Source organism: Actinomadura rupiterrae (genome assembly GCF_024172125.1).
In the GTDB taxonomy this organism is placed as follows: domain Bacteria; phylum Actinomycetota; class Actinomycetes; order Streptosporangiales; family Streptosporangiaceae; genus Spirillospora; species Spirillospora rupiterrae.
Map to the genome: position 1 here is coordinate 49,825 of NZ_JAMZEA010000006.1, position 14,342 is coordinate 64,166.

Below are 14,342 nucleotides of genomic sequence, written 5' to 3' on the forward strand. Positions count from 1 at the left end.
CCAACAACATCGCTCGTCGCCTCACATCAGCGATAAGGCGGCCCATCGGACGGTTCACTCCGAGGGTGAGGTCTGTTAGGACTGCGCCCAGACTCCTCGCGGAGCCCGCCCATGCGGTTCCTGAGGCGGCGTACGGCCTCACGTATCCCCCCGGGGGGCGACCTCGCCATCGGAGTAAGCCTTGACTCAGCGCCAGGGCGGGCCCCGCCCGTCCAGGAGCGAAACCTGGGCTCCGCGAACCCTGACGACTAGATCTCGCGCACGGGCGGTACTGATCCCCAGTTCCCTGCGCAATGACTCGGCCGAGACGGGTCGACCGGTCCGGATCCGGTGGTCCTGGTCGATGGCCCACGCACGGTCCAGCAGACCTGAGTCGGCTTCTGCACTGGTGGACGATGGCTCGTTGCCGTTGGCCGCGGGTGGGCCGTCGCTGGCATCGCACCGGTTTGCCACGTTCGGTTGGGTGATCTCGGGACGTGCCACTGCGGCGCGCTCGGGGGCAGCCTCTGGTCTGACTTCGTGGATCAGGTGCATGAGGCCGGGGCCGACCTCGGACCAGCCGATCAGCAGGAGCGGTCCGACCGCGTCGAAGGCGGCGCGGCCGTAGGCGGACTGGGAGATCGGGCCGGAGATGTTGAGTCCGAGCGTCGCCGCGCCGGAGAAGACCAGGAGGCCACGTGCCGGCCTCAGCTGCCGCGGACGCACGCCTCGCATGATCAGGTAGCGGATGCCGACCAGCAGGCCGACGACCGAGAGGTCGGCGGCGGGGCCGACGAGTGGGGCGATCCAGGTCGGCACGGCCAGCCTGCGGCCGAGCGCCCAGATGTTGCCGAAGCTGAAGGTGAAGCTGAGCCCGGCGATCAGCACCAGGATGACGGTCACCACGCGGCGGGTAACCGCCTCTTCTTTCAGACACGCGTCGGTGAGTTCGGCGGGGCGGTTCACGAGGCGCTCCTGATCTCATGGAATGCAGCCCAGGCATCCTGCTCGTCCTGAGCATCGGTCACAGCACGCGCGCCACACAGGCCAGTGCAGCTGGCCCTGCAGGGACGTGGCCAAGCCGAAGTCGCTGGCAGGGGTGGGGCGAGAACGGATGGCGCTGGTGATGGCGGCGACGGTGCGGCCGAACCGCTTGGACACCGACTCATGGAAGGTGGCGTTGCGCGAGATACCGCCGGCCGGTGACGGGCCCAGCAGATCGATGGATCGGCGGTCTGCCGACGGGCGCTGCTGATCCGTGCGACGCAGCTGAACTGCCCCGGCTCCGGCTCCGGCTCCGGGGCGAGGGAGCGCGCAAAATGTAGCAGCAAGGGGCCGCGGCAGCCCTTGAGGTAGCCCACCCGATGCCGTTCGTCGGCCAGTTGCACCAGTGCGGCGAAATCTCCTGCGGACTTCTCGGATTCGCGGGTCTCGCTGTCGATGCGGAGGCCGCCGATACGCCAGAGGACTTGGCCCGAGGGGTTGGCGCGACATTCGATGCTCGCCACGAGCTTGCCTTCCCGGTCGTGGCTTGCCGCTCCCCAGGGCTCCCGGAAAACCTGGAGTCCCCATGCTGTTCCCATGAGCGTGGAAAGTCCAGGTGGGTGAGCGGAACTCGAACTGTGCCCGCCGCGGGAACGGTGGGCCGGATCTTCGTGTCGAATACCAGCGTCAGGTCGGGAGCCAGCCAACAGGTGCCCCACTCCCCCCACCACACCTGACCGACCAGGCCACAGGCCGTCCGTCACCGCAGGGCACTTCAGCGCATTTACGATCACGCCGTCCGCGAGGCCAACCAGCGCACCGGCCACGAGCGGAATGCAGAGTCCGCGCACAGCGGCGTCGGGTGACAGTTGGGACCGGCTGCTGCACTTCTCGTCAAAGGCCCGGCGCCATGACGGCGACGGGCCACTGCGAGCCGGCGAGGAGAAGCTTGATGCCCAGCGAAGAACGAGACGGCTTCCGGCAGCTCCCGCTGACCCCCTGGGAACGTGCGCAACTGCTCATACTCTTTCGCGAGGCGATCGAGGCAGGAGACATCCCGCCTTGGGCCGACCTCGTCGCCCAGCTTCGAGCACGGCCATCAGTTGAACTCCAGGAAGCCGAGCAGGTCCCTCCATCATCCGGGCTGTGACAGCCCCTCACGGTCCGACAGCTTGGCAAGGGTGCCGACATGTTCGACAGATACCGACTCCGGGCGAAAACCCGGGCCACGGGCCGTTCGCAGGATCGTGACCTTGAACCGTAGAAGCACCAGGAGCCGGTGCCGGCGCTCGACCGAAAGCCCACGCCAGACGGCCGCCGCCGCAGGCCCGGCAACGGCTCGAAGGTCGGCCAGGTCGGGTTCGGTGAGCATGGTCGCCGCTTCCCGTTCAGCCTTGACCAGGCGAGAATCGATCCGGTCGTTGATGCGGCACAGCTGCTCGCGATCGATCTCTCCGCAGGCAAAGGCATCTGCCGCGTCAGCCTTCCGCGCCCGAAGCACAGCGACCTGTTCGGCTGCCTCGGCGGTCTCGGCACCCGCTCTCGCCACCAGGCCCAGAAGGTCAGGCATGGCCAGCAACCGAACTGCCTCGTCCTCCACCTTGGCATCGACGTACTTCACACTGCGGCCGACGTGCTCCCCATCAAGGCAGACGTACAACGACATCTTGGACGATCGTCGGCTCTGCACCCGAAGAATCCCGCCACACACCCCGCAACAACCGACACCGAAGGTCAACAGGTGCCGCCGCTGAGAACTGGTGCGGGCAACACGTCGTTCCGGCCCACCCAGCATCTTGACTACTCGCTCGTGCTTGCTCTGTTCGACGATGGCCGGCCACGCGGCGGGATAATAGGTCTCGTCGGGACGTCCTCGGTGGTAAATCCGCAGGCCGACATTCCCCGGGCGCAGGGCCAGTTTGCGAACAGTGGTGGGTCGCCAGCGGTCGGCTCCGTTGGGTCTGGGCACCCCGCGCGCTGTCAGGTCCTTGGCAATCGACCGCAATGATTCGTCATCCAGCAAGCGATCCACGATTTCGCGGACCACCGCGGCCTGCTCGGGGAACTCAACGTCCCGGAAACCGAGGACGGCACCGTCCGGCCCCGTCTGATACACCCTGCGCCAGCCATAGGCGACAACGCCGTTGGCGCGTCCCTCCTGTGCCCGGTCCAGGGCCGCACGCTGGATACGTTCGCTCTTGACCTCCGATTCCAGGGTGTCGAACTCCCCCAGCACCCCGGCCATGGCACGCCCGTAGGCGGTCGACATGTCGAGCGCCGGCCCCTTCACCGGCGTGACCGACACGTGGTGCCGCTGCAGCACCTCGATCGCCTCCGCGCGCTCCTTGCGATTCCTCCAGAGCCGCGACATGTGGTAGCAGATGATCTGGTCGACCTCGTCGTGCTCGACCGCCGCCAGCACGTCGGCATACCCCGGCCGAGGCTTGCCCTTCAATGCTGAGACGTCGTTGTCGGAGCGCTCGAGTACGACCTTCCAACCAAGACGCGCAGCCAGTTGCTGTCCGTCACGCAACTGGCGGGCGACGCCCCTCTCCAGCTTGAGATCGTCCTCGCTGATCCTGGCGTAGACCGCAGCACGCATCGTCGGCTCCCGCAGCCGAGGCGGGCGTCCCATAGCCCGCTGACCTGGGCTTTTACCCTCAGAGTGTACGCTAGATTCCCCCAGTATTCCCAGGCGGAGTCGGAAACACCTGGGGAGACCCCGGCAGGTTCAAGCAGCTCATGACCGACGTCACCGAGCGCGTCTTCGACCGCCTCCCCGACGAAACCTGGGTCTACCCAGGCCACGGCAACGACACCACCCTAGGCAAGGAACGCCCCAGCATCCCCACCTGGTGGCAACGCGGCTGGTAACCCCCTCCCGACCGAACGGATAGGCGGGGGCTGTGGCGTGGCGTTGCCGGGCGCGGTGGCCGATGAAGACGCCCTCGTCGTACGGGAGGACGCCGTCCTCCGGGACGACCCGACGCCCTGCGTGCCGAAGATGTATCGGTGAAGCCGGTCTCCCCGGCCGGTGGCACCGGCCGGGGAGGTCGGGTGTGGCGGTCAGGAGGCGTTGAGGGCGACGTCGTCGACGACGAAGCTGGTCTGCAGGCTGGAGTCCTCGGTGCCGGAGAAGGACAGGGTGATGGTCTGCCCGGCGAGCGAGGAGACGTTGAAGGTCTTGAGGACGTAGCCGGAGTTGGCATTGAGGTTGGAGTAGGTGGCCAGGGTGGTGCCGCCGGCCTTGACGGTGAGCTTGTCGTAGGCGGTGCCGGTGGTGGTCTCGTTGGTGTCGATGTGCAGGTAGAAGGTGAGCGAGGCCGAGCACCCGGCGGGGATGGTCACGGACTGGGTGAGGGTGTCGGTGTGCGTTGTGCCGTAGCCGTCGAGCCAGGCGAAATGGGTGCCGGAGTGGGCGCTTTCACCCGATCCGTTGGCGGAGATGACACCCGCGGTGGCGCTCCAGGGTGCGGTGCCGCTCTCGAAGCCGCCGTTGCCGACCTTGTTGCCGGGTGAGCTGCAGCCGCCGCCGACGGGGTTGACCGTCCAGGTGAAGGTGGCCGAGCCGGTGGCGTTGGTGGTGTCCTTGGCGGTCACGGTCACGTTGCTGGTTCCGGCCGTGGTGGGGGTTCCGGAGATGAGGCCGGTGCCGGAGTTGATGCTCAGCCCGGCCGGCAGCCCGGTGGCCGAGTAGGTCAGGGTCTGGCCGGGAGCGGAGTCGGTCGCGTGGACCTGGAGGCTGACCGCTGTTCCGACGGTCGAGGTCTGGTTGCCGGGATTGGTGACGGTGACGGTGTTGCCCGTGCTGCCGCCGGAGGCGAAGGCGGTCGTGCCGTTGGGGGTGCCCAGGCCGGTCGGGCCGTCATAGCCGGACGTGCCGGTGCACAGGTAGGACCCGCCGCAGGAGCCGTTGCTGCCGGAGGTGACGTCGTTGAGCGAGCCGGTGTGGGCGTAGGGGTAGGAGGCGGGGTAGGTCCCGGACGCCGGTGCTCCGGCGAGGGCGTAGACGCCGGCGATGACCGGGGCGGAGACGCTGGTGCCGCCGAACACCTGCCAGCCGCTGACCTGGTAGGTGTCGTAGACGGCGACGCCCGTGTTGGGGTCGGCGACGGCGGACACGTCGGCGACGGTGCGCCGGGAGCATCCGGTGTCTTTCTGCCAGGAGGGCTTGCTGTCATAGGCCGAGCAGCCTGATCCCGCGCCGTTCCAGACGGTCTCGCCCCAGCCGCGGGTGCTGCTGTTGCGTGACAGCGAGGTGCCGCCCACCGCCGTGACGTACTGGGAGGCGGCGGGGTACTCCACGCCGTACCCGCTGTCACCGGACGACACGGTGATCGCCACGCCGGGGTGGTTGAAGTAGGAGCTGTCGCTGCTCGGGTCCGAGGAGTCCTCGCTGCCGCCGTAGCTGTTGGACACGTACTTGGCGCCGAGGCTGACGGCGGTGTTGACCGCGGTGCCGAGGTCGCTGGTGCTGGGCTGGCTCGCCTCGACGAGCAGGATGTGGCAGTTGGGGCAGACCGCCGAGACCATGTCGAGGTCGAGGGAGATCTCCTCGGCCCAGCCCGAGTCGGCGGACGGGGGCGTGCTGCCGCCGGTCTGGTTGACCTTCTTGAAGCAGCCGTTGGCGGTGGTGCAGGCAGGCAGGCCGTACTGGCTGCGGTAGGTGGCCAGGTCGGACTCGGCGTTCGGGTCGTCGTAGGCGTCCACGATCGCCACCGTCTGGCCCGACCCCTGGGACGAGGGGAGGGCGTAGGCGCTCTGCAGGTCGGTCGGGCCGTACCCGGAGGGTGCGAGGTTCGCGCGGATGCCCTTGTAGGAGGCAATGTCCGTGCGGACCAGGCTCAGGCAGGCCATCCGGCCGGCGCGGGTCGGTACCGCGCAGGCTCGCCGGACGGCGGCTCCCAGGTGCGAATCGACGGACCTGGGTGCCCGAGCGGTGCCCGCGGCGGAGGCGTGGACGGCGGCAGGGGCGGCGGCCTGGCCGGGGGCCGCCGAGGCGAGTGAACCGGCGGCGAGTGCCAGCGCCGCCATTACCGTGAGGCCCGCTCTCCGTGTGAGCGCGGCCAGGCGAGGGTGGGGGGTCATCGTGCTCCCTCTCGGCAGAGATCAGCACCGCGATCCGTGGTGCTGATCAGGGAACATAACCAGCAATGTCAGGCCGGGCAATACATCATTAACCCGGCAAATTGCGGGATGGTTAAAGGGGGTGTCCTTAATTTCCGAAGGTAAACGCGCGAGGCCGGCGACTCTCCGTTACGCGGGCTCCATACCTGCCGAAATAGAGCGCGCCAGGCTCGCGTCGCCTGAATTCCGGGGGCGGGACGTTAACCTTCGCCCGCATATGCCGGTGCAGCCGATTCGCAAGGAAACCCCGTTGGCGCGTTAACACCGAATCCGCGCCTGACCAAGGTGGCGTTTGGCCCAATATCCTCGGCCCGCTCAGGCAGATCTCGCCAATTCGCCCGGCGAGTTCCGGGCTCGGGTTCCCACACCCCCAAGCCGGGCGTCACCCCCAGCCACTGGTTCAAGGGCAGCGGCATGGTCCACGGCATCCGGCTGCGCGACGGCCGCGCCGACTGGTGCCGCAACCGGTGGGTCTGCACCCCGGCCCTAGACGGCGCCCCGTACATGACCGAGCGCGGCGTCGACCTCACCGCCAGCACCGCCGGCACGCACGTCATCGAACCCGGCAACATGCTGCACGCCGCCAACGCCTACGAGGACGACGGATACCTGCTCACCGTGATCTCCGACCTCAAGCAGGACGCCTCCCGGCTCCTCGTCCTGGACGCCACCGGCCTCGACCGGATCGCCGCGGTCCACCTGCCCCGCCGCGTCACCGGCGGCATCCACGGCTCCTGGATCCCCAATACCGACCGGTAGCCGCACCGCGGGGCGGCCACCAGGCCGCCCCGCCCCCTCGTCCCGGAAACGGTGAACTCAGCGAGGGGCGAGGGTCTTGCAGAGATCCTCGGGATGCCCGCTGAGGTACAGGAGCGTCTTGGTGGTGTGCCCGTCGGCGTGTACCGCCCGGATGGCCGCGTAGTCGCGTTTGCCGATGATGTAGAGATGGTTGGGCGGGTTGTCGCCCTTGTGCAGGGTCACCGCGATCTCGTTGCCGGTCAGGATGGGCGAGGTCGGGTCCGGGTAGCTGAAGTTGGCGTTACCGCTGATCCAGCGGACGACGGTCTTGCCCGTCCAATTGTTGCGCACCCGGATGTTCAGCGGCCCGTAGCCGACGTCGTAAACCGGCTGGCCCGCGTCGTTCGTCCACTCCTCGATCGTCACCTTGTTGACCGGGTCGTCGACATGGACGGGGAACGGGCACACCTCTCCGGCCGCGTAGTCCTCGGGCGGATAGTCCGGGCGCGAGATGACCGGGCCGTTGAAACCCCCGCCGGTCGCCGCGCGCTTCACCGTGTGCCCGCTCGTCGTCGCGTTGGTGTGAAAGGGCTTGAAGGGGATCGGGTGAGCGTCGGCGGTGCCCGCGACCCCGACGGCCGCACCCAGGGTCACGATGGTGACAGCGGCGATGGAACGGAATCTCACGCTTCATACCTCCTCGCTGGTGGTTGCCACCGAAGATTGCCGCTCCGTTTCCTGGACTGCGATGTTTTCAGCCAGGACTGAAACGTTCGCTCCTTCAGGTGCGGCGGCGTGCCAGGAGCCGGTAGCCCAGCGGGGTGACCGAGTGCAGGACCGCTTTTCCGGCCCGCTCGGTGGTGAGCAGCCCGGCCGCCCGCAGCGTTTTGGTGTGCGCGGACACCGACGCCGGGCTGATCTTCAGCTCCCGTGCCAGGTCGCCGGTCGTCCGGGGCTGGGTGGCCAGGGCCAGGACCGCCGCCCGCGTACGTCCCAGGAGCTCCGCGATCGGATCGTCGGCCGGAGCCTCGTCGATGAGCGGCAGGCTGGAAAGCGCCGGGTACACCAGCAGGCGCGACCCGTCCGGACACCACCCCATCAGGACGTGCGCGTTCCAGGACGGCGAGGGGTAGAGGGTCAGCCCGCACCCGGCCAGGTAGACATGGCGATTCCAGATGGCCGGGACCCGCAGAGTGCTCCCCTGCCAGTCCGATCCTGGAACGAGTCCGGCCAGCGCCGCCTTGAGTCCCTGCTCGGCGATGACCTGGCTTCTCCACCCGACGTCACCACGGACTCCCGCGCAGAGACGATCCCAGTTCGCGACCAGAAGGCTCTCGTGCGCCTGCCGCATCGTCCCTTGCAGATGCCGCCAGGCCTCCCGGTCGGACTCCTCCAGCGCCCGAACCCATGGCGTGGTCGCGATGTGGTCGGGCGACACACCCCGGAGCTCGCTGCTGATGACCGGCTTGGTGGTGGACATGACCCTGTCCAACCCCTCCTCGAACCCGTCGGTCGGCGGGTCGATGAAGAGCGGCGCCCTCCCGTTGGGGGCGATGAGCTCGGTGATCTGCAGTGCGGGCCTGGCCGCCTGCCGCCACATCCGGGACCGCCAGGTGGCGAACAGCGGGTCCCGGCGCTGGAGGGTCGCGACCGACAGGCTGAGCTCCACCAACGGCGCCGGCCTGGCCGCGAACCGGGTGAGCAGAAGATCCTCGGCCGTGAAGTGCACGTGAAAGAAAGGCCCGCCCGCCATCGCTCTCCTCTTCAAGGCCCCGGCCGCCCTCACACCCCCCGACACCGTACGCCGAAGATCACAAGAATCACCCGATCCGCCGAGCCTCCCGCCTGGCAGCAACGCGGCTGATGACTGGTCACACGGCGCGTCCTCAGAGGCGCTCGGCGCAGTAGAACTTCATGCCCAGCCTGTCGGGTGAGAGTTGGACGCGGCCTTCGCCCTTGGGGCAGGGGGCGTGTTTCCAGTCTGTGATGTCGAGGACCTTGTACTCCGGGTGCTGCCCGCTTCCCTTGCACGGGACTTCGACGTAGTTGGCGGAGTGCTTGACCAGGCAGTCGCCGACCACAATGACGCCGCCTCCCGAGCCCGGCTGGGAATGGTGGGGCGGACGCAGGTTGCGCAAACAGAAGTAGCCGCTACCACCATCGGGCCGGTTAAGGACGTCGTCGGTTTCAGCAGGGCAATCACTTTGCGCCGAACCGGTGCCATAGGGATTGGTCACCATCCCCAACCCGACCACTTTGGCGACCGCCCGAGCGTCCCCGCAGGGGACCTCGGCCCAGGACGGCTGGCTGGCCAGACAGTCGTTCAGCACGACCAGTCCGAGGTCAGCCTGCGTCTCCGACGCCGTGGGCGTCGGCGTCGAAGACGTCGGCGTGGAGACCTGCGGCGACGCCGGAGCGGCGGAGTGCCCGCCCCCGCATCCGGCGAGCGATCCCATGGTCAAGCACACACCCGCGGCTAAGGTGAACGTTCCGGCATTCATGCGTTGTGACAGCGTCACTGCTCCTCCTACGATCCATTGTCGGCAGCGCGATTCGAGTGACCGGGTCAGGGCTTGACGGCGACTCCGCAAAACAATGGCAGCGTCAGCGTCCGGCCTTGCGGGGCCGGCCAGTCCACGATCGACACCAGGCCCGGCGGAAGCAGCTCCAGCCCGTCGAACATGGCGCGGATCTGCTCCGCCGGACGCGGGAACAGCGGCGATGGCGCGTTGTCATAGGTGGCGTGAATGCGTTCCAGCAAATCCGCGGGCATTCCAGTGGTGGAGGCGTGGGAGATCGCCACGTAACTCCCGGACGGAAGCGCGTCGATGTAGGCACGCAGCAGCGCAGGCAGGTCGGCGTCCGGAATGAAGTGCAGCACCGCGATCATCAGCAGCGCCACCGGCTCGTCCCGCCGGATCAGCGCCCGCGTCCTCGGGTCGTTCAAGATCGACTCGTGGTCGCGCAGGTCGGCGTCGAGGTAGCCGACGCCCTGCTGGTCGCCGAGCAGGGCGTGCGCGTGGGCGTGGGTCATCGGGTCGTTGTCGACGTACACCACCCGCGCGTCCGGGGCGATCCGCTGCGCGACCTGGTGCACGTTCTCCTGGGTCGGCAGGCCCGAGCCGAGGTCGAGGAACTGCCGGATCCCGCGCCCGGCGAGTTCGGCGACCACGCGCACCAGCAGTCTCCGGTTCTCGACCGCCGACACCGGCGCGTCGGGGAAGGCTCGGCTGATCTGGGCGGAGGTCTGCCGGTCGATGGCGTAATGCTGGTCGCCGCCGATCGACAGGTCATAGATCCGGGCAGGGGACGGGCGCGTGGTGTCGACGTACGGCGGGGCGTGTTCCGAAGCCATGCCGAGCATCATGCGTCGCACCCGCACCCGCCACTCCCAGCAAGACCGAATGTGGCCGGATCGGGGTTCGGGGGGACGTGGGGGCCAGGGACGAAGGTCCTGGGGATGGGGGACGTTGGCGGCGGGGAAACGGGGGGTGGGCGGATGACAATGGGGCGCAGAGCGCCCGGGTCCCCGGCCGGACGACTAGGCACCGCGCGGGGCCGCATGGCGGTCCGGCGCCTGATGCAGGGGAGATCCATGTCCTCGGCTCCTCGACGCACGCGGAGGCTCGCGCGGAGCGAGGCGCTGGCGTTGCTGGGGAGCGTGCGGATGGGCCGGGTGGTGTTCACCCACCACGCGCTGCCGGCCATCAGGCCGGTCGACCACGTTCTGGACGATGACGCGATCATCATCCGGTCCGGCTTCGGCGCGGAGATCGTGGGGGTCGCCGGACGGACGCGGGGGACGGTGGTGGCCTACGAGGCGGACGACATCGACCCCGACCTGCTCGTGGGGTGGAGCGTCATCGTCACCGGCACAGCGCGGCTCGTCCGCGATCCGGCGGCGGTCGAGCGGTACCAGGGGATGCTGCGGGCCTGGGTGGACGCCGGGACGGACGAGCTCATCTCGATCTCCCCCGATCTGGTCACCGGCGTCCGGCTCGTCGGCAAGGAGTGCCCTTCTTAGGTCGCTGGGACGACCATGACCGTGCAGGGGGCGTGTTGGAGGACGGCGGCGGCGATGACGCCCGGGCCGTCCGGGCGGGTGCCGCCCAGGCCGCGGTCGCCGACCACCAGGAGGTCGGCGGAGTCGGCGGCTTCGAACAGGGCTTGGCGGGGCGGTTCCAGGAGCAGCGCGGTTTCCACTTGCACCCACGGGTACTGGTCCCGCCACGGCGCCACGGCGCTTTCCAGCTGTTCGCCGAACACGCGCCGGAGTTTGTCCTCGTCCGCGTAGAGCGCGAGGTCGTTGTTCTCGGCGCCGCCGGGCTCCCAGCAACCTTGGACCACTCGCAGCCGCGAGCCCCACAGGGCCGCCTCGCCGAAGGCCAGGCCCAGCGCGGCGATGCCGGCCGCCGAGCCGTCGAATCCCGCGACCACGCGGCGGTGCCGGATGTGCGCGGCGCGCACGACGACCGTGGGCCGCTTGGACTTGGCCGGGACGCGCAGTGCGGTCGAGCCGGGCGGGACCTCGTCCGGCGGATGCGAGCCGACGACGACCAGGGCGGCGTCCCCCGACAGCCCGAGCAGCGCGCTGTAGGCGGGGCCGGACATCAGGCGCTTGCGCACCACCAGGCCGGGGCCGAGCTCCTGCGCCCGCCGGACGCCGTGGTCGAGGAGGTGGTCGCCCATCCGCCGGATGATCGCCGCCGCGCCGTCGTCGATGTAGGTCGCCGGGTACGGCCACCGCCAGGCGTGGCAGAGCGTCAGCGGCAGCCGCCGCAGGATCGCCTCCCGGACGGCCCAGCGCAGGGCCCGGTCGCTTTCGAAGGTCCCGTCGAACCCGACCAGAAGGTGACCACCGGCGTCCATGAACACTCCCTTGACGTCCTGCCACCTTCAGGTTGAGCCGGACGCGCGGGCACGGGCAGGGCCGGGAGTCGTCCATCGTCGGGACCTTTGGCCCGTGCGGCCGGTCCGGGGGCCCTGGAAGGGAGCAGGGCAAGAGGCTTTGGTCCCGACAATCGGGCTCGGCGGCACCTACGCGGGCGGCGCGCGGGCGGGCTAGCGTCGGATGCCTCGGTCGAGGATCCGCAGGACGAGTTCGAGGAGCGTCGATGGGCGACCAGCGGCAGGCCCCCCGCAAGATCGGGGTGTTCCTGGTGGACGACCACGAGGTCGTGCGCCGGGGCGTGGCCGCGCTGCTGGCGGCCGAACCCGACCTGGAGATCGTCGGCGAGGCCGGCACCGCCGGCAGCGCCATCGCCCGCATCCCGGCCGTCCGCCCCGACGTGGCGGTACTGGACGTGCGGCTGCCCGACGGCGACGGGATCACCGTCTGCCGCGAGGTCCGCTCCCGCATGCCCGGCCTCGCCTGCCTGATGCTGACCTCCTTCGACGACGACCAGGCGCTGATGGACGCGGTGATGGCGGGGGCCTCCGGATACGTCCTCAAGCAGATCCACGGATCAGACCTGGTCGGAGCCGTCCGCACCGTCGCCTCCGGGCAGTCGCTCCTCGACCCCCACAGCACCGCCCGCATGCTCGCCCGCATCCGCCGCCGCCAGGGACGCCGCGACCCGCTCGCCGCGCTCACCGACCAGGAGCGCCAGATCCTCGACCTCATCGGCGAGGGACTGACCAACCGGCAGATCGGCGAACGCATGCACCTGGCCGAGAAGACGGTGAAGAACTACGTCTCCAACCTGTTCGGCAAGCTCGGCATGAGCCGCCGCACCCAGGCCGCCGCCTACTCCGCCCAGCTCAAAGCCGCCCGAGCCGAAGACGACCCCTGATACCGGTGGGTGCCAGCCTATGCGTCGTCGTCGGCCGGCAGCGGGACGCGCCAGGTCAGGACGGTGCCGCCGCCCGGGGCGTCGGCGGTTTCGAGGGTGCCGCCGAGGTCCTGGGCGCGGCGCGCCATGTTGCGCAGGCCGCCGCGATGCTCGCCCGGCGCGATGCCCACGCCGTCGTCGGTCACCCGCAGCACGAGTTCGCCGTCGCCGACGTCCACCGACATCTCCGCGCGGTCGGCCTCGGCGTGCCGCGCAACGTTCGACAGCGCCTCCCGGACGACCGCGACCAGGTGGTTGGCGACCTCGTCCGGGACGATCGTGTCGAGCAGACCGTCCAGGCGCACCGAGGGCGCGTAGCCGAGCTGCTCGGTGACGCCGTCCACCAAAACGTGGATGCGGCTGCGCAGGCTGCCTTCGCCCGCGTGGCTCTGCAACGCGAACACGGTCGAGCGGATCTGCCGGACGGTGTCGTCCAGGTCGTCCACCGCGCGCTGCACCCGCACCGCGACCTCCCGCTTCTGCGTGATCTTTATGGCGGCCAGCAGGGTCATCGCGGTCGCGAAAAGCCGCTGGATGACCGTGTCGTGCAGGTCGCGGGCGATCCGGTCGCGGTCCTCCAGCAACGCGACCCGCTCGGCATCGCGACGGCGCTCGGCCAGCTCCAGCGCGACGGCCGCCTGACCGGCGAACGCCTCCAGCAACCGCTGCGTCCCGTCGTCGAAGACGGCGCCCTGCGGTTCGCGCGCCACCATCACCACGCCCCGCGCCGCCGACCCGGTGCCGAGCGGCACCACCAGCAGCGGCCCCACGACCACATCGGCGAACGCGAAACCGGACCGGCCGTCCTCCAACCGCGTGGCGCGTCCCTCGCTGAAGACCCGGCCCGCCACACCCGCGTCCGCGAAGCGCGCACCGGCCAGCTTCCGGGCCTCGCTCCCGTCGGCCGCCACGACCGCGAACTCGTCGCCTTCGGTCTCGGCCAGCGCCACCATCGCCAGCGTCCCGTCGGCCACCTCCCGGACGCGCCGCGCGACCAGCTCGACCACCGGCCCCGCCTCACCACCCGACAGCAACGCCGTGGAGATCTCCGCCGAGGTCTCCAACCACCGCTCGCGCCGCCGCGCCAAGTCATACAACCGCGCGTTCTCGATCGCCACACCCGCCGCCGTCGCCAGCGCCGACACCACGACCTCGTCCTCCTCCTCAAACTCCCGCCCATCACGCTTCTCAGTCAGGTAAAGATTCCCGAACACCTCATCCCGCACCCGAATCGGAACACCCAAAAACCCCCGCATCGGCGGATGACCCGGCGGAAACCCATACGACTCCGGATGCGCACCCAGATCCGGCAACCGCAACGCCTGCGGCTGCTTGATCAACAGACCCAGGATGCCGTGCCCCTCCGGCCAATGCCCGATCGCCCCGATCTCCTGCTCCCCCACCCCGACCGTGATGAACTGCACCAACCGCTCACGGTCCTCCGCGATCACCCCCAGCGCGCCGTACCGGGCGTCCGCCAGCGTCGTCGCCGCCCCCACCAAACGCCGCAGCACCGTCTCCAGATCCAGGTCACTGCCGATCGAGACCACAGCCTCCAGCAGCGCATGCACCCGGTCACGCGTCGCCCGCGCCGCCTCCAACCGCGCCTGCAACTCACTCAGCAGATCGTCCAGCCGCAACTGCGGCAGACTCATCCGCGGCCCCGTCTCGCGGGGCTCGTCG

The 14,342-nt window shown here is 69.6% G+C and carries 12 protein-coding genes and 1 pseudogene; 4 read left to right on the forward strand and 9 right to left on the reverse strand.

What is annotated here, in order from left to right:
• Positions 1 to 186: 186 nt before the first annotated feature.
• Both FHU30_RS20975 and FHU30_RS20980 read right to left on the reverse strand, forming a co-directional pair.
• Positions 187 to 945, reverse strand: a complete 759-nt coding sequence (locus tag FHU30_RS20975; protein ID WP_253878142.1) for a hypothetical protein — start codon at positions 943 to 945, stop codon at positions 187 to 189.
• 1,153 nt (positions 946 to 2,098) lie between these two features.
• A complete protein-coding gene (locus FHU30_RS20980; protein ID WP_253878144.1) occupies positions 2,099 to 3,565 on the reverse strand; it encodes a recombinase family protein in 1,467 nt (488 codons plus the stop codon).
• Between the two features lie 83 nt (positions 3,566 to 3,648).
• Between FHU30_RS20980 and FHU30_RS20985 the strand changes: the two are divergent.
• Positions 3,649 to 3,837 (forward strand): annotated as a pseudogene (locus tag FHU30_RS20985) (MBL fold metallo-hydrolase); the annotation flags it as partial.
• A 192-nt stretch (positions 3,838 to 4,029) separates the two neighbouring features.
• On the opposite strand, the gene FHU30_RS20990 reads toward FHU30_RS20985, so the two are convergent.
• Positions 4,030 to 6,051: a putative Ig domain-containing protein gene (locus tag FHU30_RS20990; protein ID WP_253878146.1), complete on the reverse strand. Its 2,022-nt coding sequence runs from the start codon at positions 6,049 to 6,051 to the stop codon at positions 4,030 to 4,032.
• 453 nt (positions 6,052 to 6,504) lie between these two features.
• Between FHU30_RS20990 and FHU30_RS46195 the strand changes: the two genes are divergently transcribed.
• On the forward strand, positions 6,505 to 6,849 hold the full coding sequence (locus tag FHU30_RS46195; RefSeq protein WP_308211354.1) for a carotenoid oxygenase family protein: 345 nt from the start codon (positions 6,505 to 6,507) through the stop codon (positions 6,847 to 6,849).
• A 57-nt stretch (positions 6,850 to 6,906) separates the two neighbouring features.
• On the opposite strand, the gene FHU30_RS21005 is transcribed toward FHU30_RS46195, so the two are convergent.
• The 4 genes from FHU30_RS21005 to FHU30_RS21020 all read right to left on the reverse strand — a co-directional run bounded on the left by FHU30_RS21005 (position 6,907) and on the right by FHU30_RS21020 (position 10,183).
• Complete coding sequence (locus FHU30_RS21005; protein ID WP_253878148.1) at positions 6,907 to 7,515, reverse strand: hypothetical protein; 609 nt, start codon at positions 7,513 to 7,515, stop codon at positions 6,907 to 6,909.
• A gap of 94 nt (positions 7,516 to 7,609) precedes the next feature.
• Positions 7,610 to 8,581: an ArsR/SmtB family transcription factor gene (locus FHU30_RS21010; RefSeq protein WP_253878149.1), complete on the reverse strand. Its 972-nt coding sequence runs from the start codon at positions 8,579 to 8,581 to the stop codon at positions 7,610 to 7,612.
• Between the two features lie 133 nt (positions 8,582 to 8,714).
• Complete coding sequence (locus tag FHU30_RS21015) at positions 8,715 to 9,347, reverse strand: hypothetical protein (protein ID WP_253878150.1); 633 nt, start codon at positions 9,345 to 9,347, stop codon at positions 8,715 to 8,717.
• Between the two features lie 47 nt (positions 9,348 to 9,394).
• The gene (locus FHU30_RS21020) at positions 9,395 to 10,183 is read right to left on the reverse strand and encodes an SAM-dependent methyltransferase (RefSeq protein ID WP_253878151.1); all 789 of its coding nucleotides are present in this window, start codon (positions 10,181 to 10,183) and stop codon (positions 9,395 to 9,397) included.
• A gap of 240 nt (positions 10,184 to 10,423) precedes the next feature.
• On the opposite strand from FHU30_RS21020, the gene FHU30_RS21025 reads away from it, so the two are divergent.
• On the forward strand, positions 10,424 to 10,852 hold the full coding sequence (locus tag FHU30_RS21025) for a pyridoxamine 5'-phosphate oxidase family protein (RefSeq protein ID WP_253878152.1): 429 nt from the start codon (positions 10,424 to 10,426) through the stop codon (positions 10,850 to 10,852).
• Here FHU30_RS21025 and FHU30_RS21030 read toward each other — a convergent pair.
• A complete protein-coding gene (locus FHU30_RS21030; protein WP_253878153.1) occupies positions 10,849 to 11,697 on the reverse strand; it encodes a universal stress protein in 849 nt (282 codons plus the stop codon). The two genes, FHU30_RS21025 and FHU30_RS21030, sit on opposite strands and share 4 nt — an antisense overlap.
• A 245-nt stretch (positions 11,698 to 11,942) precedes the next feature.
• Here FHU30_RS21030 and FHU30_RS21035 point away from each other — a divergent pair, with 245 nt between their 5' ends.
• Positions 11,943 to 12,620, forward strand: a complete 678-nt coding sequence (locus tag FHU30_RS21035) for a response regulator transcription factor (protein ID WP_253878154.1) — start codon at positions 11,943 to 11,945, stop codon at positions 12,618 to 12,620.
• 17 nt (positions 12,621 to 12,637) lie between these two features.
• On the opposite strand, the gene FHU30_RS21040 is transcribed toward FHU30_RS21035, so the two are convergent.
• On the reverse strand, positions 12,638 to 14,314 hold the full coding sequence (locus FHU30_RS21040) for a GAF domain-containing sensor histidine kinase (RefSeq protein ID WP_253878155.1): 1,677 nt from the start codon (positions 14,312 to 14,314) through the stop codon (positions 12,638 to 12,640).
• Positions 14,315 to 14,342 lie beyond the last annotated feature (28 nt).